The sequence below is a fragment of the Nocardioides jensenii JCM 1364 = NBRC 14755 genome, assembly GCF_001552535.1.
GTDB lineage: Bacteria > Actinomycetota > Actinomycetes > Propionibacteriales > Nocardioidaceae > Nocardioides > Nocardioides jensenii.
Genome location: NZ_BCRJ01000041.1, coordinates 1 through 19,138, shown reverse-complemented (window position 1 = coordinate 19,138; position 19,138 = coordinate 1). Strand labels below are relative to the sequence as shown.

Genomic DNA, 19,138 nt, shown 5'->3' with positions numbered 1-19,138 from the left:
CCCGCCGCAACGGCGGGTGCGACGGCGGGGTCGAACACGGACGGAACGATGTAGCTCGCGTTCAGCTCGTCGGGATGCACGCAGTCGGCGATGGCGCCCGCCGCTGCGAGCATCACCTCGTCGGTGATCTCGCGTGCGGCCGCATCCAGCATGCCCCGGAACAGCCCGGGGAACGCAAGCACGTTGTTGATCTGGTTGGGGTGGTCCGAGCGCCCGGTCGCGACGATGGTCGCGTGCTCGTTGGCGGCGACCGGGTCGACCTCGGGATCAGGGTTGGCCAGCGCGAAGACGATCGCGTCGTCGGCCATGGTCGCGATGTCAGCGCCGTCGAGCAGGTTCGGCGCCGAGACCCCGACGAACACGTCGGCGCCGGCCATGGCCTGCTTGAGGCTGCCGCCGAAGCCGTCGGCATTGGTGTGGTCGGCGATCCAACGCCGGTCGGGGTCGAGGCCCTCTTGTCCACTGCGTACGGCGCCGCGCCGGTCGCAGGCCACGATGTGCCGCGCACCCTGGGCGTGGAGGAGCCGGATGATCGCGTGCCCGGCGGCTCCCACACCGCTCACCACGATGCGGACCTGGTCCAGCTCTTTCCCGACCACGCGCAATGCGTTGGTCAGAGCGGCGAGTACGACGATCGCCGTGCCGTGCTGGTCGTCGTGGAAGACCGGGATGTCGAGCTCGGCGCGGAGCCGACGCTCGATCTCGAAGCATCGAGGCGCGGCGATGTCCTCGAGGTTGATGCCGCCGTAGGAGACCGCGATTGCCTTGACGATCATGATGATCTCTTCGGTGTCCTGGGTGTCGAGGCAGACCGGCCAGGCGTCGACGTCGGCAAACTGCTTGAAGAGTGCTGCCTTGCCCTCCATCACGGGGAGCGCGGCACCGGGCCCGATGTTGCCGAGCCCGAGCACGGCCGAGCCGTCGGTGACCACGGCGACGGTGTTGCGCTTGATGGTGAGCCGGCGCAGGTCGTCCGGGTTCTCGGCGATCGCCATGCAGACCCGCGCGACGCCCGGCGTGTAGGCGCGCGAGAGGTCGTCACGGTTCTTGAGCGGGACCTTGGGGACGACCTCGAGCTTGCCGCCCAGGTGCATCAGGAAGGTGCGGTCACTGACCTTGCGCACGCTGACGCCGGGCACTTCGGCCAACGCGCGGGTGATGGTGTCGACGTGCGCGACGTCGACGGCGTCGCAGGTCAGGTCGACGACGAGCCGGTCGGCGTGGGACTCGGCGACGTCGAGCGCAGTGACCGCGCCGCCTGCTGCCGCAACGGCGGCAACGAGGCGGCCGGTGGCACCCGCGGACGACGGAGTGTCGACGCGGACGGTGACGGCGTAGCCGGGACTCGGAGTAGCCAAGGTGCACGACCTCTCAAGAGAAGTATTTCGCATTACGGATAGTAGTATCTACCTAGTGGAACTTACAACCCACTGTATTCCATGAAGTTGGCGCTACACTTCCACCATTCGGAAAGCGACTTGAGGAGTCAGACCACGTGGCAGAGAAAGAGCCGAAGGCGCGCGCCGGGGGCGTGCAGTCGATCGAGCGGGCCTTCGGGCTGCTCGAGATGATGGCCGACGCGGGCGGGATGATGGGCCTCTCCCAGCTGGCCACCGCGTCCGGGTTGCCGTTGCCCACGATTCACCGGCTGGTGCGAACCCTGGTCGACCTGGGCTACCTCCGTCAGGAGCCTTCACGCCAGTACGTCCTCGGTCCGCGACTCATCCGGCTGGGCGAGAGCTCGTCCAACATGCTGAGCACCTGGGCCCGCCCGCACCTGGCCGCCCTGGTCGACGAGCTGGGTGAGTCGGCCAACCTCGCCATGCTCGACGGCGACCAGATCGTGTACGTCGCGCAGGTTCCCTCCCGGCACTCCATGCGGATGTTCACCGAGGTCGGACGCCGGGTGCTGCCCCACTGCACCGCGGTCGGCAAGGCGATCCTGGCCGACTTCCCCGACGCCCAGGTGCGCGACCTCTTGCGCCGTACCGGCATGCCGCAGCACACCGACAACACGATCACCGATCCCGACGAGTTCGCCAAGCAGCTCGCTGCAGCGGCCACGAACGGCTACGCCATGGACGAGGGCGAGCAGGAGATCGGCGTCCGCTGCGTGGCCGTCTCCGTGCCCGACGTGCCGACACGCCTGGCGCTCTCCGTCTCCGGCCCGGCCCAGCGGATGTCCTCGGAGCTGGTCGATCGTGCCGTGCCCCTGCTGATCCAGGCCGGCAAGGGGCTCTCCGCCGACCTCAGCTGACTGGCACCGCAAGGAAGAGAGCCCGGGCGGTGGCGTCTCTGACGACTCATCCCCGCCTCCCCGGCGGCAAGTTCGAATCCGGATCGGACGATGCTGTGGCAGCGGCCTCGCCCATGACCTCATTGGGGCCGGCTCCGGTCGGTCACAGAACAGTGACCAGTGGTTGTTGCATGAGCTTGAGATCCTCGCTACAACCCGTGACGGAGGCCTCGCGCGCCGGATACGGCGTGCGGTCGGTGACGCCTTCGGCCAGGTCGAGCGAGAGGTGCCTAGGCAGCGAGCGGACTGGCATGCCTCGACGACTGCTGGATTCCAGCAGCCGTGCCCCCGTGGGGCATAATCCCCGACTGAGGGTCGAGCCAAAGGTTGGACTACACCGATGTTTATCCCGACTGTAACCCCGACCCCCCGCCCCCGTAGCTCAGCTGGATAGAGCACCGGACTTCTAATCCGACGGTCGCAGGTTCGAATCCTGCCGGGGGCGCCGTGTGAGGTCTCAGGACGTCGCGGACCGTTCGACAGGCAAGTCCAGCCAGGGCACCGATCCCCCCGCGTGGGATTTTCGCATCGTGGCCCAGTTACCTGTCGTGCGGTCCGGTCCACCTCGGCCCGAGCACCTCGCTCAGGTGGAACTTGCCAAAGCTCTCCCCCTTGGCCGGAAGCCTCATGCTCACGGTGCTCCCGGGTCAGGCTCGCTGGGCCGTCGCGTACTGCTCGATCTCGGCGCCCAGCTCGGCCTTCACGATGTCGGGTGCGTAGGACGCGTCGACCGCGGCACGCGCCAGGGCCGCGACACCGCCGGCATCGAGCTCGAGCAGGTCGGCCGCGATCTCGTACTCCCGGTTCAGCGTGGTGCCGAACATCGGCGGGTCGTCGGAGTTGACGGTGATGGTCACGCCCGCGTCGCGGAACGCCCGGATCGGGTGCACGTCGAGCGTCTCCACCGCACGGGTGGCGATGTTGGACGACGGGCACACCTCGAGCGGAATGCCGTGATCTGCCAAGTGGGCAAGGAGATCCGGGTCCTGTGCGGCCGTCGTACCGTGCCCGATGCGCTCGGCACCCAGCACGCGGACGGCGTCCCAGATCGTCTCGGGCCCGGTCGTCTCACCGGCGTGCGGGACGCTGTGCAGGCCGGCCGCGCGGGCCGCGTCGAAGTGCGACTTGAACTGCGGGCGGGGCACGCCGACCTCCGGGCCACCGAGGCCGAAGCCGACCAACGACTCCGTTCGGTGCTCCAGGGCGTAGGACAGGGTCGCGTCGGCCGCCGGGATGCCGCTCTCGCCCGGGATGTCGTAGATCCACCGAAGCACCAGCCCGAAGTCGAGCTGCGCCCGGCGCCGGGCCTCCTCGATCGCCTCGGTGTAGGCCTCGATCGGGATGCCACGGATCACCGAGGTGTACGGCGTGCACGTGAGCTCGGCGTACTTCACGTTCTGCCCGGTCGCCATCTCGCGGGCGACCTCGTAGGTCAACAGCTCGACGTCCTCCGGCGTGCGGATCAGGTCGACGACGGACAGGTAGACCTCGATGAAGTGGGCAAAGTCGCGGAACGCGAAGAACTCCCTCAGCGCGTCCGGGTCGCTCGGCACGCTGCCGGGGTGTCGCTCGGCCAGCTCGCTGACGATGCGTGGCGAGGCCGAGCCCACGTGGTGCACGTGCAGCTCGGCCTTGGGCAGCCCGGCGATGAAAGCGGTCAGATCCGGATTCGGCTGTTCAGTCACCCCGGCAGTCTGCCAGCGTGTCCTCCCACGTCCCAAGCCCTCGACGCCGTTGAATGAACGCAGGGCCCCGCAATGTATGAGATTGCAGGGAATGGGTGTATAGGGGTCTCATACGACCCTAATCACGCTCAGCGGGGCGGTGTCCGAGTGCAATACGATGCACGCGGATGCCGACCCGCTGCTACATCTGTTGCTACACAAAAAGTCTCCGGCCCGGCCTATTCTGATGACTGCGGATGCGTGTGCACCGCCTGTTCAGAATTTGGAGCGGTGTCTAATGGCGACCGAAACACTCACCTTGGCCAACTTCCTGCTGGCCCGGATCGAGGAGGCCGAGACCTGGGCGCGGTGGACGAAGTTGTCCACCGAGGACCTGACCAGGCGAGGGTTGGCCTTCACGTCGAACTCGCCGTGCCCACCGATTGCGTCGGCTGACCACGTGCTGGCCCAATGCGAGTCAGACCGGCAGATCGTGGAGTGGTGCAGCGAACGTGAGCAGATCTACATCGGGACCTGGACCAGCGACCCCAACGCAGCACGACCCGACGAATTCGTTCCCGGCAAGCCGGCCCACCCTGCCGACTCTGTAGTCCTGCGCCTTATGGCACTCCGGCATGCCGACCATGACGACTACGACCAGAAGTGGAAGCCATGAGTATCGAGCGTGCGCGCTGGTGGCGACTGCAGCGACGCTGCCGATCTCGCGTCCGGGTCGGGGCTCTTCGGGCACGGTGCACTCGCCGCATGAGTCACCGCGACGCTCATCGCGTCCACTGGGCGAGCGCCATCAGGTGGGTCGACCGATGAGCAAGACCCGCAGCGACGGCGAAGGCTCCGTCTACATCGTCCACGCCAAGGAGTGCCCCCGCCCGGTCGACCAGCACGGCAGGCCGAAGTGCAAGTGCCGGTACCGCGGCGCGGTCGTCGTCGGCTATCGGACCAGCACCAACGGCAGACAGGTCCCCATCCGCGAGACGGTCACCGCCGCTACTCGGTCAGGTTGCGCGGCCAAGGTCCGCGAGCTGCACGAGAAGCACGCCGCCCAGACCCTGCCCGTGGGCAAGTCCCCCACGCTCGAACAGTGGCTCAACCACTGCCACGCCCGCCTGCTCCCCGGCCGCGTCAAGGACTCCACCCTGGTGGTCTACCGGGGCCGGTTCGACAACTACCTGATCCCCCTGCTCGGACACGTCCGACTGGACCGCCTGTCTGCCGACGACATCGAGGACGCCTGGACCATCCTGCGCGACGTCGGCAACCCGCTGCTGACCACGCCCGTGCCACTCTCGGCCGGGACTGTGCACTCGGCCCACGTCACCCTGCGGCGAATGCTCCGCCTGGCCGTGCAGCGGAAGAAGCTTCAGACCAACCCGGCCGGAGCCGACTCCATGGACGCTCCCCCGCCCGGGAACCGCGAGGTGGAGCCGCTGGCCACCGAGGACTGGAAGAAGGTTCTCGCCACTGCACCCCAGGTCGCCAACTCGGCTCGCTACACCGTCGCACTGGCGATGGGCCTGCGCCAGGGCGAGGCGCTCGGGCTGCGCTGGGCCGACCTCGACCTGGAGGCCGGCGTGATGCGCGTCCGGCAGATCCTCCACCGACTCCCCGGCAAGGGCCTGATGTTCGGTTCACCCAAGACGAGGCAGTCGGCTCGCGACATCGCTCTGCCGGTGCAGCTGGTGGCCGAGCTCAAGGCGCACCGCAAGGCCCAGAACGAGCAGCGGCTCGCAGCCGGTGACCAGTGGCAGAAGCACGACCTGGTCTTCACCCTCGAGGACGGCAGGCCGCTCGACCCCTCGGTGGACCGTCGTCGATGGAAGGCGCTGCTGAAGAAGGCCGACGTGCCCGTGATCAAGCTGCACGCCGCCCGCCACACCGCAGCGACCATCATGCTGCTCGAAGAGGTCGACCCCCGCGTGGTCATGGACATCATGGGCTGGACCCAGATCAGCACCGCCGCCAACTACCAGCACGCCGTGGCTCAGGCCAAGCAGGCCGCGGCCGCCAAGCTGGGCTCCGCGATCTGGGGCTAGCCCCGCACGTGCTGGCGCAGCGCATCGAGGACGACCTGCGTGAGTGATTTGCCCTCGTCGTCGGCACGCCGCTTCACCTGGTCCCACAGCTCGTCCGGGACGCGAACCGACCGTACGGGGGTGGCTGGCTGGTTGGGCACGCTGACACGCTTCCCGCAGGTGTATTACACCCGCCCGGCGGGGAGTGGTAGTGCTAGTGCATCCGCGTCACCGAGCCGCGCGCGGCATCCTTGCCCAGCTCGAAGGCGTTGCGCAGCAGCCGGTTCTGTGCGACGAAGTACTGCCTGATCGTGGCGGTCGCCGAAGCTGCCGACGTCGCCAGCCCCAGGCGCCCGAGTTCGTCGCTGTCCAGCAGCCAGGCGAACCCCAGCAGGGTCACCACCGCCGCCCACAGTAGGTATGCCGCTGCGCACCCCACGCTGATCTGCCTGTCCGTCACTGGTCCCCGCTCCTTGAGTACGCTCGTCAGTTGGCGGCACCCGGGGTCGCTGCGGGGCTGGTGACGACAGCTTGCGAGAGCGCCCCGGGTGTCGTCCTTGCAGGATGACCGAGTCGACGGCACGTCCGAGGCCGAATGACTCAAGGTGGACTGATCGGCGGAACACATGGCCCGAACGTGCTACAAAATGACGGGCGCCCCTCGACCTCTGGTTCGTAGCCTCCTGGTCGAGGGGCGTCGCATTGGCGGGGGAACTTCTCTAGTCACCCTGATCGCCTCCTCTCCTGGTAGGCGCCGGGCAGGTACGGCAGGTCATCCGACCAGCCGGCGTCGTAGAGCGCGGCCTTGAGCACGGTCTCCTCGTACGAGACGCCCAGGAAACTGGCCAGGCGCTCGAGCGTCTCCTTCTCCGGCAGCTGCCGGATCCCCCGCTTGCGCCACGAGTTGAGCGTCTGCGGCGCGATACCGACGGCGCGAGCCACCGAGGCCTCGGCCGGCTGGCCGTGCATGTCCCGGTAGTCGTCGATGAGCTGCATCAGCTCGCGTCGTTCGTTGCTCATGGAGTAAGAGTCCTCGCCGTCCCGTGCACACCGCAACTGCAGCGTTCACCGCATCGTCTACCAGTCTCGGCAGATGCTACGCCAGAAATCGTCTACCAGATCGACCGCACGACATTGACGCAGTGTCCGCGACCTGCGGAACTACAAGCGTGCAATTTCTTGACATGCGTCTACCTCTCGTGGATAAATTATCCGCAGGCACTTGACACCGCATCGTCTACTAACCCAAGATGGAGCACACAACATGAAGCGCAGGAACTTACCGAAGGGAACGTGGATGCGACTCCGATCCGCCGAAGTTCTCCGGGCATTCATGAAGCAGAAGAACTTCTCCATGCAGCGTCTCGCGACCTACTCGGGCTGCTCCAAGTCGTTCATCGGCTTCCTGGCGAACGGTGACAAGACCACCTGCACGCCCAAGCTGGCTGCCAACATCGCGGAGGCGCTTGACGTCCCCCTCGATGTCCTTTTCGAGCAGCACGCATCCGCAGATAGCGGACGTCGCGTCCGCCAGGGCGTGGCCTGATGAGCACCCTGCCCAACGTCGAGCGCCGGCTCCTCCCCTACAAGCTCGCCGCGGCCTACCTCGGCATCAGCGAGCGGTCGATGAAGCAGCTGGCTGCCGAGGACAAGGTCGCGAAGGTTCCGATCGGGCACCGCGTGCTGTTCGACAAGGCCGACCTGGACGCGTTCATCGAGCGAATCAAGAAGGCGTCATGAACCGCGTGTGGCAGCTGCTGGCTGACGGCGTCATCGGGGCCTGGTTCCGGTGCGACTTCGCGGTGGCCAGGCGGCACCGCACCTGATCTTCCGTCGCCGCCGGGCGGGTCACTCCCTCCGACCATCCCCCACGCCGGGCGGCGACGGAACAGGCCGGGGCTCTGTCGCCAGAGACACCCCCGGCCGACCACAGACATTCACCCGAAATAAGCCGGAGCCCCCGGCCACAGCTTGGCAGCAGACCAGGGGCTCACGAACAAAGGAATCATCTCATGAACACGCACATTCCCCGTCGATCCGGAGCCGGCGCGCGTCAGGTGCTCACGCCCGGCAAGCGCAAGGCTGCGCGCCACCCGTGGGCGAACATGCTCCACGAGGCCCGCACCGGCGGAGTCACCATCCGGGCCATCGGCGACAACTACGAGCACGTCAACTGCCACGGCTGTGGCGCTGGTTTCGGAATCGGTGGCGGCTCGGAGCCGTGGACCGGCGAAGACCGCGAGGCTCAGCAGTACCACGAGGAAGAGACCCGCCGGCATATGTCGGGCGAGTGCAAGGCCAGCCGGTCATGACCACCCTCAAGAAGCAGCTCTTCGGAGTCGTGGCCACCACGGTCGCGTTCGGTGCCGGATTCGGCTTCACCGCCATGGCCCTCGATGACGGGGTGGTCGATTCCACCTTCGAAACCCCGGCACAGTCGTCCGGACCCGCCGTCCCGAACAAGGTCGCCGCGCTGATCGCCAAGCACGACTGCTGGACCGGGCAGGCCCCCGCCGACATGGAAGGTGTCGTCCCCGGCCACGTCGTGGTCACCAAGCACGGCGCCACCGCACCGACGTACGGCGGCTCAAGACTGGTCGGGCTCGCGCTGGACCAGGTGTTCAACGGGGCCGACCACAGCCTCACCGTCCACGGGTTCTGCCGATGAGTACCGTCGCCGTGTTCGGGGCCTGCTGGGTCGTCACCATCGGAGGCTGGTTCGGGCTCCTGGCCCTCGACGTCGTCCTCAGCCGCCGTCGCCAGGTCCGCCGACTCAAGGTCGAGGCTGCCAAGTTGGCGGTTGCCAACGCCGAGCTGCGCAACGAGAACAGGCAGCTCCGGGCCGTCGCGATCCGCCTCATGTCCGCACAGCGCTCGGTCGACACCTCCGACCTCGCCAAGGTCAACACCCTGGCGGACATTCCCTGGGGGCGGTCATGACGATCGCAGCCGACAACGTCCAGCTGGTCGCCACGCGTGACCGTGCCGTGGCTGCCGACCAACGGTTGAACCTGGCCGTCGCCCGAGCCGTCCAGTTGTGCCGGGAAGGCCGTCCGGGTGAGGCCGAGTACGTCATGGCCCGCGCCGGGGTCCGCGCTGAGCGGATCCTCGGGAGCGCGTCATGAGCCAGATCCCGTCCGCGGCCACTCTCCGCTCACGTCGTTCCCGCGACCGTTACGCACACTGCCCCATCTGCCCCTCGTCCGACGTCGACGGGAACCACGTTGACCGTTGCCAGGACTCCAAGCGCTACCGCGACCACGCTGTCCAAGCCGCATCGGCAGCCAGTGTCCCGGAGGTGACCGCGTCCGACCTGTGGGCGCACCTGAACAGCCGGACCCACAACGAGCTGATCTCGGCGAACGTCGTGCAACTTGTGCTCGACCTCGGCTGGCGCCCAGTCGTCGGGTCTGACCCGGCACGGCTGTGGAGCGCGGACTCATGACCGACCCCGACCACGCCGCCTGGCTCGAAGCCCTCACCCTCCGTGAGCGCGCCAAGGGCCAACGGTTCCTCCAAGACCTCTTCACCAAAGCCTGGTCGCAGGTCATCCGGCCCCGCGTGTGCGGCAACCGGACCGACTCCCCCGGCTTCTTCGACTCCTGCAACTGGAACACCAAGGCCGGGTGCCTGTGCTCCAAGCAGGTCGAGGCCGACCTTGCGAACGACCCCTACGCCTACGAGGTGGCCTGATGAACCCGATGATCGACTACCTCGTGCGACGCCGCTTCGAGCAGCGCATGTCAGTCCGCAAGGTCGCCAAGCGTGCAGGCCTCACCCGTACCGAGGTCCGCGAGGTCGAGCACGGAGACCCCACCGTCCGCGCTCTCGCGGCATACGCCCATGCGGTCGGAGAGCAGGTGGAACTTCGGGCCGAGCCCATCCACCGCTGCCCCAGCCTCTTCGACCTCATCCTGACCGCGGCGGAGTTCCGTCGCGCCAGCACCGAGGAGTCCTCGTGAGAGACCTCGCCCGCCTGATCTGCAAGAAGGCCCACGCCCCCGAATGGACGGCCCCCTACCCCAGGTCCAACCCCTGCGCGCACTGCTTCGTGCTCGCCAACACGATCCACAAAGCCGGATGGAGGAAGCCATGAGCACCGAAGAGAAGATCGCGGGACTGCTGGCCGAGCACGGATATCGGGACGTGCGGGGCGACTACGAGACCGCCCCCTACTACATGCACATCGGTTGCACCTGCGGCTGGCAGCAGGACATCGGGGGGATGAGCGGATGGCGCTCATGGCTGGACGCGCACACCGCCCACGTCGCTGCCGTGCTGGTCGAGGCGGGCATCGGGGACGTGGACCAAGCCTATGCGGAATGGCTCGAACGGGGTGAGGTGATCCATGCCCTGCGTGAGCGGATGGCGAAGGTCGAAGCACTGGCCGACGGGTGGGCCGCTAAGTCGGCGCGCTACATCAGGTACGCCGAGGGCTCAGTCATCGCGAACCTTCACCACATGGTCGGCAAGACGCTCGCCGACAACGCGACCGAACTCCGCGCGGCACTCGGGGAGCAGCCATGACCCGCCGCCCGCTCTGGCAGGCCCTCGCCATCGCAGCCATCAACACCATCTGCCGCCTCGCCGACCACACCGTCACCCGGTTCGCGAACACCACCAACTACACGTGCCCCAGCTGCGGGCGCGACGACTGCACCAAGGAGAACGTCTGATGAAGGTCTACCTCGCAGCCCCGTACGCCGCCCGGGCCACCATCGCCACGTACGCCGAAGAACTCGAACGCATCGGGTTCACCATCATCTCCTCGTGGCTCGAAGAGACCCACGACATCAACCCCGGCACCACCGACGCCGCCACGAGCCTCGACGACGACACCGTCGCCGGCCACGCACGAGACGACCTGGCCGACATCGTCTCCTCTGACCTGCTGGTCCTCTTCACCGGCAAGGCCGTCGGCATCCCCGACGCAGGGTCCGGCGGCCGCCACGTCGAGACCGGCTACTTCATGGCCCTGCACGGCCAGGCGCACGTGATCATCGTCGGAGAGCCGGAGAACATCTTCCACCGCCTCAACGGTGTCACCCGCGTCCCCGACTGGCACGAAGCAGTCATCGAACTCTCTGCCCGCCTCGTCCACGACCGGTCCAACCAGGCCATGGCGGAGGTGGACCGATGAGCGACCGCTGCCGCACCCACTCAACCCGCTGCTGCACCACCTGCACACCCACCCTCCCCTCCGGCGGCCGACTCCTCGCAGGTGGCGGCGTCGACTACTCCGACGTCCCGATCGAGCAGGCCATCACTCGGTACTGGAATCTGTCCCCGGCCGAGCAGGAGAGCGCGCCGGAGACTGCCACGTTCTACTGGGACGCGAGCACTGGAGCGCCTTGCCCTCGCGAGGGCAACGTCCTCTGCGCCTTGCCGTGGAGCCCGAGCCACGTGCACACCCACTACCCGCCGTCCACGAGCACGCCGGACGACCGGGACGCGCTGGCCGACTGGCTTGGCGGGCAACTGGAGGCGGAGAACGTGTTCGACCCCACAGGTGAAGCCACGACGTGGATCGATATCGCCGTCGAGGACCTCGCGGGCCGCATCCTCGCCTCCGACTGGCTGGCCAAGCACGACCGACAGGTAGCCGCGAAGGCTCTCAAGGCTGCGGCTGACGCGCTAGAGGCCCAGCCCCCCAAGTTGCGAGGGCAGTACGTCACCACCCTGCGGCTGTACGCGGACCAGCCGTGGCGACTCGGAGCCGGTGACGCCGATGTGTAACCGAACCGACTGGCCCTGCATCCGTCCTGAGGGAACCCACAACGCACCCAAGGGCTGCATCCACGAGTCGGCCACCGGCTCCCAGGTCGACGACCACCACACAGACGGAGGACACGGGTAATGCGACCACTCGACAAGCCAGTCACGTCATGCGGCGAGTGCCAGCGGCTCTACCGCAACGCGATGAACCACCGCGGCGACCTGAGCGACACGAAGAAGAAGCTCGTCAAGGCCCAGCGCTTCGGCACCGAGTCGCGATACGTCGAGGCCATTGCTGGCATCAAGGCCAACCTGACCGAGATTCAGGACCGCTACTACGCCCACCATGCACAGGAGCACCCCCGGGCCAACGCGGTCGCCTTCGGCAACCTGGGCACCCACTACAACGAGCCGCCAGCCGAGCTCCCCCCGGCCGTCGAGATGGCGGCGATGCTCGAGGACGGCTGGACGCGTCAGGACATCGCAGACGAATACGGCTGCTCGGTCACCACGGTGGCCCACCGCCTGCAGGGCTCCGGATTCCTCGACAAGAAGCCCGAGCCGGAGGCCGACCTGCTCGACATCCTGACCGGGTCGCTGTGGGGAGCCGAGTGGATGCGTGACGGGCTGTGCGCCCAGACCGACCCGGACTCCTTCTTCCCCGACAAGGGCAAGTCGAACCGCGAGGCCAAGCAGGTCTGCATGTCGTGCCCCGTGCGCGCCGAGTGCCTCGAGGCTGCCCTGGAGCGCAACGAGCGCTTCGGCGTCTGGGGCGGCATGTCCGAGCGGGAACGGCGACGCGTGCTCCGCAAGCGCGAGTCGGAGGAGCCGGGCGAGCCCATCGAGACGCCCGCCTGCGCCAACAGGTCGTGCGAGGAGTCCCTGCCTGTGGCAGCGCCGCCCAGCCAGAAGTACTGCTCACGCAACTGTGCGGCCCGGGCTGGCTACGAGCGGAAGATCGCCAGCAAGCCGAAGACGGACGTGGCGTGATGACCCGACCAAGGCAGTCCATCACGCACGTTCCGCTCGAGCGCCTGATCGCCCACCCGGCCAACATCCGCGAGGACCTGGGCGACCTCGACGACATGGCCCAGTCGATCCGCGAGCACGGCATCCTCCAGCCCCTCACGGCCACCGAGCACGCTGAGAGCGGTCACCTCCTCCTGCTCGCTGGGCACCGTCGCCTCGCCGCAGCACAACTGGCCGGCCTCGACGTTGCGCCGGTCGTCATCCGCCACGACGTCACAGACCCGACCGAGCACCTGGTGCTCATGCTGGTCGAGAACACGCAGCGGCTCGACATCAACCCGATCGACAGGGCCGAGACCTACGACAGCCTCCGCATCTCCGGCCTGAGCATCGCTGAGATCGCACGCCGGACGGGCACGAGCTACCAGACCGTCCACTACTACCTCAACCTGCTCATGCTCGACGACGAGGAACGCGGGGAGGTTCGCCTCGGCATCCGTGGCGTCACCAAGGCTATGGAACAGGTCCGCGCCGAGCGCAAGGCTGAGCGGGTCGCCGCTGATAAGCGCCCCGTTGGCCGCCCGCCGGGCAAGGCGACAAAGCCCTACTTCGGTGACACCCACCCGCTCGCCAAGGCCGTGAGGGCCCTGTGCGACCACCGCGGCCGGCCCAAGGTCGGCACCGTCGGCTGCGGCCCCTGCTGGGAGCAGGCCGTCCGCGATGACGCGAGTCCCCAGATCAAGACAGACATCCAGGAGGCATTGTGAGCGGCCATAACAACGGCGCCGTGCTCGAGGGCAAGCTCACTCGACGGGGCACCAGCAACTCCGACCAGAGGGGCTCGTCCTACACCCGTCGTCGCCGTCGCGAGTGGCTGGTCAAGACCTACCGCGCCAACCGCGACGTGACGGTCCCCAAGCCCGGTGTCATCGAAAACGGCGGCAGCTTGCCCGGCGGCCGGATCAGCCTGCGCGACGACGTGATCGACGTCCCTGCCTGCCGCTGCTACCGCTGCGGGGCCCTCCTCACTGTCGACACCGTCACCGTCGACCGGATCATCCCCGGCTGCAAGGGCGGCACGTACCGCCGCGACAACATCCGACCAGCCTGCGGTGACTGCAACTCCGAGACCGGCGGGCCGCTGGCCAACGGCCGCGAACACCAGGCCGCGAAGAAGGCCGCACGACGGAGGTCAATCGCATGAGCATCGTCCTGGCGATCGACCCCGGCAACACTGAGACCGGGTACGCCCTCATCTGCTCCGAGACCTGCCGACCGATCGATATCGGCAAGGTCGACAACCACGAACTGCTGCCCCGACTGCTCTGCGCCGACCTCGGCAACGCTGATGTCACGGCGATCGAGATGGTCGCCTCCTACGGCATGGCTGTCGGCAAGGAGGTGTTCGAGACCTGCGTCTGGATCGGGCGCTACCTGCAGGCCAGCGAGGGCAAGGCTGGCCTGGTCTACCGCCGTGACGTGAAGCTGCACCACTGCCACTCGAGCAAGGCCAAGGACTCGAACATCACCCAGGCCCTGATTGACCGCTTCGCCTCCGGCCAGCCGAACCGGGGCAAAGGCACCAAGGCCGCCCCCGGATTCTTCTACGGGTTCAAGGCTGACATCTGGCAGGCGTACGCCTTGGCCGTGCTCGTCGCCGACCGGCACGAGGGGCGGATCCAGTGACGCTGACCATCACAGACCTCTTCTGCGGAGGTGGCGGCTCCTCCACGGGCGCGGTCCAGATTCCCGGCGTCGAGATCAAGATCGCCGCCAATCACTGGGACCTCGCCGTCAAGGTGCACAACGAGAACCACCCGACCGCCGACCACGCAGCCGTAGACCTCCACGAGGAAGATCCGCGCTACTTCCCAAAGACTGACATCCTCTGGGCGTCACCCGAGTGCACCAAGTGGTCGCAGGCATCGGGCGGCAAGTACGCCAACATCTCCACCGAGGTCGACCTGCTCTCACTGCTCAACCCCGAGCTCGTCGACGAGGATCCCGAGACGGCGATCGTCCAGCGGTCGCGGCTCCTCATGTTCGACGTCCTCCGGTTCGCCGAGCACCACCGCTACCAGGCGATGGTCATCGAGAACGTGGTCGACATCGCCACGAACCCGAAGTTCGCCGACGCATGGACGCTGTGGAAGAAGTCGCTCGACCGGCTCGGCTACTCGTTCCGCATCGTGTCGCTGAACTCCATGCACGCACAGGCTCACGGCGACCCCGCACCCCAGTCCCGTGACCGGCTCTACGTCGTCTGCTGGCTCAAGGGCAACCGCGCGCCGGACATCGACAAGGTGATGCGCCCGCTGGCATGGTGCCCCAACTGCGCCGAGGTCGTGGAGTCCCAGCAGGTGTGGAAGAACGGTCGCGCCGTCGGCAAGTACCGCTCGCAGTACATCTACCTCCATGGCACCTGTGGGACGGCCGTGGAACCCGGCTGCCTGCCCGCTGCTGCCGCGATCGACTGGGCACTCAAGGGCCAGCGGATCGGCGACCGGAAGAAGGATCTAGCCGACAAGACCCGTCGCCGCATCGCTGCCGGGATCGCGAAGTACTGGGGCCCGTTCCACATGGAGTCCGGTGGCAACCAGTACGACGCCGCCGACCCCAAGCACAGGAACTACGGCGACCCGAACGGCTACTACCGCGCCTGGTCGACGCTCGACACCCTCAAGACCCTGCACACGCAGGAGACGAAGGCACTTGTCGTGCCTCTCGAGGGGCGCGCCGGAGACCGCTGCAACTCCACCGACGGCCCGCTGCGGACGCAGACCTCACGGCACCTCGACGCTTTCGTCACCCCTGGCCTGACGCCCTGCGAGGGCCTCTGTGGCGGCGACGGACTCCTGCCTGACGGTCACCCCGGCCACTCGTGGCACTGCTCCGGCTCCCAGGGCGGTACTTGCTGGGCCTCACAACGGCCTCGGTCGAGCCGGTGTGGAGAGCCGACTCGTGCCGACGTGTTCAACGGCGTCTACTGCGCCTGCGAGCGTGGCGAGGCCGGTGTCGACCTGCGCCCGGGCCAGCCGCCGTTCATCGCCGAACTCAGAGGAGGAGGTTCGGATGCTCGGCCAGCCAGCGACCCCATGTCGACCGTCACCGCGTCCGGCAACCACCACGCCCTCGTAGTCCCGGCCGGTGGCACGTGGAACGACGACGCTCGACCAACTAGCGAGCCCCACCGCACCATGACCACCCGCGAGACGTCCGGCCTGCTGATGCCCTACTACGGCGCCTCCAAGTCCATGCAGACCACCGACAAGCCAGTCGGCACGCTGACCACCGTCGACAGGTACGCCCTGATCCAACGGCACAACAGCAGCAGGGGCGACGGCGCCGAGATGATGACCCCGGCACACGAGACGCTGCGCACCCTGACGACCAAGGGCCACCAGTCGATCATCACCCCGGGTGACATCAAGGCCGCCGAGGCCCAGGTCGACGACTGCCTGTTCCGGATGCTCGAGCCGCACGAGGTGGCCGCCGGGATGGCCTTCCCCGCTGACTACAAGTGGGGCGGCACGAGGCGCCAGAGGGTCAAGCTCGCAGGCAACGCCGTCACCCCACCCGCTGCGCGAGACCTGATCGCAGCAGTTGCGGAGTCGCTCGGTGTGGACGTCGGGCGGGGGCGAGCCGCATGAAGCCCGCCTGCACCGCCTCGACCATCTGGCCCGAGGTGCCCCCGCACGGAGTTCGCCTCGCCTGCTCACTGCCCGCCGGCCACGACGGCGACCACGCCTGCGCCGACATCGAATACCTGCCCAAGCAACCATCCACCACTACAAGGAGCAACGCATGACCAAGATCAGCCTCGTCGCGGCACTCGCCGCCGGCGGCATCGACCACCTCGCAGACGAGCTCTTCGACGACCTCGGCAGCACCATCCCCGCCGTCGTACTCCTCGAGGTCACGGAGCGCACCGAGCCCGCCGACTCCGAGGGTGCGAAGAAGGTCAAGCTGCAGGTCGTCGGCATCGAGACGCCCCTCACGGACGCCAGCAAGCGCGACCTGCACCAGCAACTGCGGGACATGTACGCCCGGCGCACCCAGACCGACGCCCTGTTCGGCGCCACCAGCGATGTCCTCAAGCACGGGTCAGGACTGCTCGACAGCAGCGGCACCACCCTCTCGTTCAACGGCGGACCCGGAGTCCCGATCGAGAAGTTCCACGCCGTCACCGACGCCCTCACGGACGGGGAGGACTCCTGATGACCGCGCAACCGATCCGCACTGTCGACCAGCTCGTCGACTCCTACCTCGACCTGGCCGACAAGATCGCCCAGCTGACCGAGCAGCAGGCCGGCGTGAAGGCCCAACTGCGTGACCTCGGCGTCGGCGACCACGCCGCCAAGAACGGCGTCGTCGTCAAGGTCACCCCGCCGAGCCGTCGCTTCAACGTCGACCTCGCGTGGATGATGCTCACCGAGGAGCAGCAGAAGCTCTCGGTCGGCCCCATCGCCGCCCAGGTGAAGAAGCGCCTCTCGGGCGACCTCGTCGACGCCTGCATGGAGGACGGCAAGGGAGACCCGACGGTCAAGGTCGTGACGCCATGAGTAGCCCGGAGATCGCCCGCCCCGCCCCGTCCTGGCGGTGGCGCTACAGGTGGCAGTGGCGGGGCCGAAGTGACGTCCACGGCCTCCGCGAGACCACCGTCTGCGCTTCGTTCTCCACCAACGAGGCCGACGCCGACGGGCTACCCAACGAGATCGTCGTGGTGCACATGCACGGCGAAGGCAGGACCCGAGAGACGGTGCGCATGAACCGCGAGGCTGCATCGATGCTCATCGACCAGCTCCGCGCTGCTCTCCAATGGGACGGCAAATGAACGGGCCGTGGCACTATGCCGAGGCCGAACGGCTGGTCAAGGTGAGCCCGGAGGCTGTTGCCGCCGCCCAGGTGCACGCCACCCTCGCGCTCGCCGCCGCGACCGCGCACGACGTCTCCCGGAGCAGCGACAGCCGGATCGCCGACGAGTGGCACGGGGTCATCTCGTGAGCCTCCCAGCCGTAGACCGCCTCCCGGCGCACCTGACAACGCCCGGCGCCAAGCCCGACCTCCTCAAGGCCGAGCTGCTCGACCTGATCACGCGGGCCATCACCAACCACCCCCGATCCCTGCAGGTCCAGATCGGCCCGTCCGAGGTCGGCCACGCATGCCCACGCCGCATCGGCTACAAGCTGCTCGGGCATCCCGAGAACCCCGGCGAGCCCAACTGGAAGGCGACCGTCGGCACGGCCATCCACGCCTGGCTCGAGGAGGTCATGATCACCGACAACCGGGCTCGATATGCCGAGTTGGCGGACCTGACCCGCTGGATCGTCGAGGCCACCGTCGACTGTGGCGAGGTGCTCGGTCACCCCATCACCGGTCACTGCGACCTCTTCGACCGCGTTACCGGCACCGTCGTGGACTGGAAGACCTGCGGGCCGACCCAGCTGAAGAAGTACAAGGCCAAGGGGCCCGGGCCGCAGTACCGCACCCAGGCACACCTCTACGGCCGCGGCTGGCAGCACAGAGGGCAGGACGTGCACCACGTCGGCGTCATGTTCCTGCCCCGTAACGGCGACCTGCGCGAGGCCTACTACTGGTCCGAGCCGTACGACGAGCAGGTTGCCCTCGACGGGCTGCAGCGGCTCGAGGGGATCGCGCTGGCAGCACGCCACCTCGGCCCGGCCGTGCTCGAGCAGCTCGACACCGCGGACGCCTTCTGCTCGATGTGTCCCTACTACAAGGCCAACTCGACCGACGTCACCGTCGGCTGTCCCGGCGACCCGGGCGTCAGGCGCACCCAGCCGGCCCCCGCACTGACCCTCATCAACTGATCAGCACCACCCAACCGGAAGGAAACACCCACATGAGTGACAGCTTCGACCTCGGAGGCGGCAGCGGAGGCTCGTCGTTCTCCTTCGGCCCCCAGGGCTCCCAGCCCGGAGCGCATGTCAGCGGCATCGTCGTGGACATGAAGGAGGTCCAGGAGACCAACTACGACACCAAGGAGCCCGAAACCTGGGCGAACGGTGACCCGAAGATGCAGATCCGCATCACCCTGCAGACCGAGCTCAGCGACGGCGAGCACGACGACGGACAGCGCAACATCTACCTGAACGGCTACAGGAAGGCGCACCCCAAGACGGGCACGTCGGGCACCCTGTGGGCCGTCATGGAGGCTGTCCGGGCCGTCACTGGGAACGTCCAGCTGCAGCGCGGCGGCAAGCTCACACTGCAGTGGGTCTCGGGCATGGGCTTCACGGGCGACCCCCGGCACTACCAGGCGTGGTACGAGGCCCCGGCCATGAACCTCGCCCCCGCCGGCGTCGCACCGCCGCCCGGAGTGGCCCAGCAGGCTCCCCCGGCAGCACCGCCCCAGCAGGTGCAGCAGCAGATCCCGACCGAGCAGGGGCCGGTCAACGCGGCGACGGGCGAGGTGGCACCGCCGCCGCCAGCCCAGGCGG

The 19,138-nt window shown here is 67.9% G+C and carries 32 protein-coding genes, 1 tRNA gene and 1 pseudogene; 29 read left to right on the top strand and 5 right to left on the bottom strand.

What is annotated here, in order from left to right; genetic code table 11:
- The coding region (locus tag NJ4_RS10555) for an NAD-dependent malic enzyme (RefSeq protein ID WP_067434182.1) at positions 1–1,358 on the bottom strand (1,358 nt) is incomplete at its 3' end.
- A gap of 137 nt (positions 1,359–1,495) precedes the next feature.
- Here NJ4_RS10555 and NJ4_RS10550 point away from each other — a divergent pair.
- Entirely contained in the window at positions 1,496–2,257 is a 762-nt protein-coding gene (locus NJ4_RS10550) for an IclR family transcriptional regulator (protein ID WP_067434179.1), read from the top strand.
- A 410-nt stretch (positions 2,258–2,667) separates the two neighbouring features.
- Positions 2,668–2,741 (top strand) — tRNA-Arg (locus NJ4_RS10545).
- A gap of 202 nt (positions 2,742–2,943) precedes the next feature.
- Here NJ4_RS10545 and NJ4_RS10540 read toward each other — a convergent pair.
- Positions 2,944–3,981 (bottom strand): adenosine deaminase, encoded by a 1,038-nt coding sequence (locus NJ4_RS10540; RefSeq protein WP_067434175.1) that lies wholly within the window; start codon positions 3,979–3,981, stop codon positions 2,944–2,946.
- Positions 3,982–4,258: 277 nt separating this feature from the next.
- Here NJ4_RS10540 and NJ4_RS10535 point away from each other — a divergent pair, with 277 nt between their 5' ends.
- Both NJ4_RS10535 and NJ4_RS10530 read left to right on the top strand, forming a co-directional pair.
- Entirely contained in the window at positions 4,259–4,636 is a 378-nt protein-coding gene (locus NJ4_RS10535; protein ID WP_067434172.1) for a DUF6221 family protein, read from the top strand.
- A 148-nt stretch (positions 4,637–4,784) separates the two neighbouring features.
- On the top strand, positions 4,785–6,014 hold the full coding sequence (locus tag NJ4_RS10530; protein WP_067434164.1) for a tyrosine-type recombinase/integrase: 1,230 nt from the start codon (positions 4,785–4,787) through the stop codon (positions 6,012–6,014).
- Here the strand turns inward: NJ4_RS10530 and NJ4_RS25150 are convergent.
- The 3 genes from NJ4_RS25150 to NJ4_RS10520 form a co-directional block, all read right to left on the bottom strand.
- Positions 6,011–6,154, bottom strand: a complete 144-nt coding sequence (locus NJ4_RS25150; RefSeq protein WP_082748397.1) for a YlcI/YnfO family protein — start codon at positions 6,152–6,154, stop codon at positions 6,011–6,013. The two genes, NJ4_RS10530 and NJ4_RS25150, sit on opposite strands and share 4 nt — an antisense overlap.
- Positions 6,155–6,207: 53 nt before the next feature.
- Positions 6,208–6,453, bottom strand: coding sequence for a hypothetical protein (locus tag NJ4_RS10525; protein ID WP_157551059.1), 246 nt, complete (start codon positions 6,451–6,453; stop codon positions 6,208–6,210).
- Positions 6,454–6,716: 263 nt separating this feature from the next.
- On the bottom strand, positions 6,717–7,013 hold the full coding sequence (locus NJ4_RS10520) for a helix-turn-helix domain-containing protein (RefSeq protein ID WP_067434158.1): 297 nt from the start codon (positions 7,011–7,013) through the stop codon (positions 6,717–6,719).
- A gap of 277 nt (positions 7,014–7,290) precedes the next feature.
- On the opposite strand from NJ4_RS10520, the gene NJ4_RS10515 reads away from it, so the two are divergent.
- The 25 genes and pseudogenes from NJ4_RS10515 to NJ4_RS10410 all read left to right on the top strand — a co-directional run.
- Entirely contained in the window at positions 7,291–7,539 is a 249-nt protein-coding gene (locus NJ4_RS10515) for a helix-turn-helix domain-containing protein (protein WP_217996826.1), read from the top strand.
- Complete coding sequence (locus tag NJ4_RS10510; RefSeq protein WP_067434152.1) at positions 7,539–7,733, top strand: helix-turn-helix domain-containing protein; 195 nt, start codon at positions 7,539–7,541, stop codon at positions 7,731–7,733. The genes NJ4_RS10515 and NJ4_RS10510 overlap by 1 nt, the downstream gene beginning before the upstream one ends.
- Positions 7,734–8,005: 272 nt before the next feature.
- On the top strand, positions 8,006–8,305 hold the full coding sequence (locus NJ4_RS10505) for a hypothetical protein (protein WP_067434150.1): 300 nt from the start codon (positions 8,006–8,008) through the stop codon (positions 8,303–8,305).
- Entirely contained in the window at positions 8,302–8,661 is a 360-nt protein-coding gene (locus NJ4_RS10500) for a hypothetical protein (protein ID WP_067434147.1), read from the top strand. The genes NJ4_RS10505 and NJ4_RS10500 overlap by 4 nt, the downstream gene beginning before the upstream one ends.
- A complete protein-coding gene (locus NJ4_RS10495) occupies positions 8,658–8,933 on the top strand; it encodes a hypothetical protein (RefSeq protein WP_157551057.1) in 276 nt (91 codons plus the stop codon). The genes NJ4_RS10500 and NJ4_RS10495 overlap by 4 nt, the downstream gene beginning before the upstream one ends.
- Entirely contained in the window at positions 8,930–9,118 is a 189-nt protein-coding gene (locus tag NJ4_RS10490) for a hypothetical protein (RefSeq protein WP_067434142.1), read from the top strand. Before NJ4_RS10495 ends, NJ4_RS10490 begins: the two co-directional genes overlap by 4 nt.
- Positions 9,115–9,438 (top strand): hypothetical protein, encoded by a 324-nt coding sequence (locus tag NJ4_RS10485; RefSeq protein WP_067434139.1) that lies wholly within the window; start codon positions 9,115–9,117, stop codon positions 9,436–9,438. Before NJ4_RS10490 ends, NJ4_RS10485 begins: the two co-directional genes overlap by 4 nt.
- On the top strand, positions 9,435–9,686 hold the full coding sequence (locus NJ4_RS10480; RefSeq protein ID WP_067434136.1) for a hypothetical protein: 252 nt from the start codon (positions 9,435–9,437) through the stop codon (positions 9,684–9,686). Before NJ4_RS10485 ends, NJ4_RS10480 begins: the two co-directional genes overlap by 4 nt.
- Complete coding sequence (locus NJ4_RS10475; protein ID WP_067434133.1) at positions 9,686–9,955, top strand: helix-turn-helix domain-containing protein; 270 nt, start codon at positions 9,686–9,688, stop codon at positions 9,953–9,955. The genes NJ4_RS10480 and NJ4_RS10475 overlap by 1 nt, the downstream gene beginning before the upstream one ends.
- A 130-nt stretch (positions 9,956–10,085) precedes the next feature.
- Complete coding sequence (locus NJ4_RS10470) at positions 10,086–10,520, top strand: hypothetical protein (protein ID WP_067434128.1); 435 nt, start codon at positions 10,086–10,088, stop codon at positions 10,518–10,520.
- On the top strand, positions 10,517–10,669 hold the full coding sequence (locus NJ4_RS25640) for a hypothetical protein (RefSeq protein ID WP_157551055.1): 153 nt from the start codon (positions 10,517–10,519) through the stop codon (positions 10,667–10,669). Before NJ4_RS10470 ends, NJ4_RS25640 begins: the two co-directional genes overlap by 4 nt.
- The gene (locus NJ4_RS10465) at positions 10,669–11,133 is read left to right on the top strand and encodes a hypothetical protein (protein WP_067434125.1); all 465 of its coding nucleotides are present in this window, start codon (positions 10,669–10,671) and stop codon (positions 11,131–11,133) included. Before NJ4_RS25640 ends, NJ4_RS10465 begins: the two co-directional genes overlap by 1 nt.
- Positions 11,130–11,729 (top strand): hypothetical protein, encoded by a 600-nt coding sequence (locus NJ4_RS10460; RefSeq protein WP_067434116.1) that lies wholly within the window; start codon positions 11,130–11,132, stop codon positions 11,727–11,729. The genes NJ4_RS10465 and NJ4_RS10460 overlap by 4 nt, the downstream gene beginning before the upstream one ends.
- Positions 11,730–12,323: 594 nt before the next feature.
- Positions 12,324–12,524 (top strand): annotated as a pseudogene (locus NJ4_RS26640) (WhiB family transcriptional regulator); the annotation flags it as partial.
- Between the two features lie 173 nt (positions 12,525–12,697).
- On the top strand, positions 12,698–13,444 hold the full coding sequence (locus tag NJ4_RS10450) for a ParB/RepB/Spo0J family partition protein (RefSeq protein WP_067434113.1): 747 nt from the start codon (positions 12,698–12,700) through the stop codon (positions 13,442–13,444).
- Positions 13,441–13,881 (top strand): HNH endonuclease, encoded by a 441-nt coding sequence (locus NJ4_RS10445; RefSeq protein ID WP_217996825.1) that lies wholly within the window; start codon positions 13,441–13,443, stop codon positions 13,879–13,881. Before NJ4_RS10450 ends, NJ4_RS10445 begins: the two co-directional genes overlap by 4 nt.
- Complete coding sequence (locus NJ4_RS10440; RefSeq protein WP_217996824.1) at positions 13,878–14,363, top strand: hypothetical protein; 486 nt, start codon at positions 13,878–13,880, stop codon at positions 14,361–14,363. Before NJ4_RS10445 ends, NJ4_RS10440 begins: the two co-directional genes overlap by 4 nt.
- Positions 14,360–16,327 (top strand): DNA cytosine methyltransferase, encoded by a 1,968-nt coding sequence (locus tag NJ4_RS10435; RefSeq protein ID WP_067434110.1) that lies wholly within the window; start codon positions 14,360–14,362, stop codon positions 16,325–16,327. The genes NJ4_RS10440 and NJ4_RS10435 overlap by 4 nt, the downstream gene beginning before the upstream one ends.
- On the top strand, positions 16,324–16,485 hold the full coding sequence (locus tag NJ4_RS25955; protein WP_169799243.1) for a hypothetical protein: 162 nt from the start codon (positions 16,324–16,326) through the stop codon (positions 16,483–16,485). Before NJ4_RS10435 ends, NJ4_RS25955 begins: the two co-directional genes overlap by 4 nt.
- Positions 16,482–16,895, top strand: coding sequence for a hypothetical protein (locus tag NJ4_RS10430; RefSeq protein WP_067434107.1), 414 nt, complete (start codon positions 16,482–16,484; stop codon positions 16,893–16,895). Before NJ4_RS25955 ends, NJ4_RS10430 begins: the two co-directional genes overlap by 4 nt.
- Complete coding sequence (locus tag NJ4_RS10425; protein ID WP_067434104.1) at positions 16,895–17,239, top strand: hypothetical protein; 345 nt, start codon at positions 16,895–16,897, stop codon at positions 17,237–17,239. Before NJ4_RS10430 ends, NJ4_RS10425 begins: the two co-directional genes overlap by 1 nt.
- Entirely contained in the window at positions 17,236–17,511 is a 276-nt protein-coding gene (locus NJ4_RS10420; protein WP_067434101.1) for a hypothetical protein, read from the top strand. The genes NJ4_RS10425 and NJ4_RS10420 overlap by 4 nt, the downstream gene beginning before the upstream one ends.
- On the top strand, positions 17,508–17,681 hold the full coding sequence (locus tag NJ4_RS25635) for a hypothetical protein (RefSeq protein WP_157551053.1): 174 nt from the start codon (positions 17,508–17,510) through the stop codon (positions 17,679–17,681). Before NJ4_RS10420 ends, NJ4_RS25635 begins: the two co-directional genes overlap by 4 nt.
- Positions 17,678–18,508: a hypothetical protein gene (locus NJ4_RS10415; RefSeq protein WP_067434098.1), complete on the top strand. Its 831-nt coding sequence runs from the start codon at positions 17,678–17,680 to the stop codon at positions 18,506–18,508. Before NJ4_RS25635 ends, NJ4_RS10415 begins: the two co-directional genes overlap by 4 nt.
- 32 nt (positions 18,509–18,540) lie before the next feature.
- On the top strand, positions 18,541–19,138 hold a 598-nt coding region (locus NJ4_RS10410; protein ID WP_157551051.1), incomplete at its 3' end, for a hypothetical protein.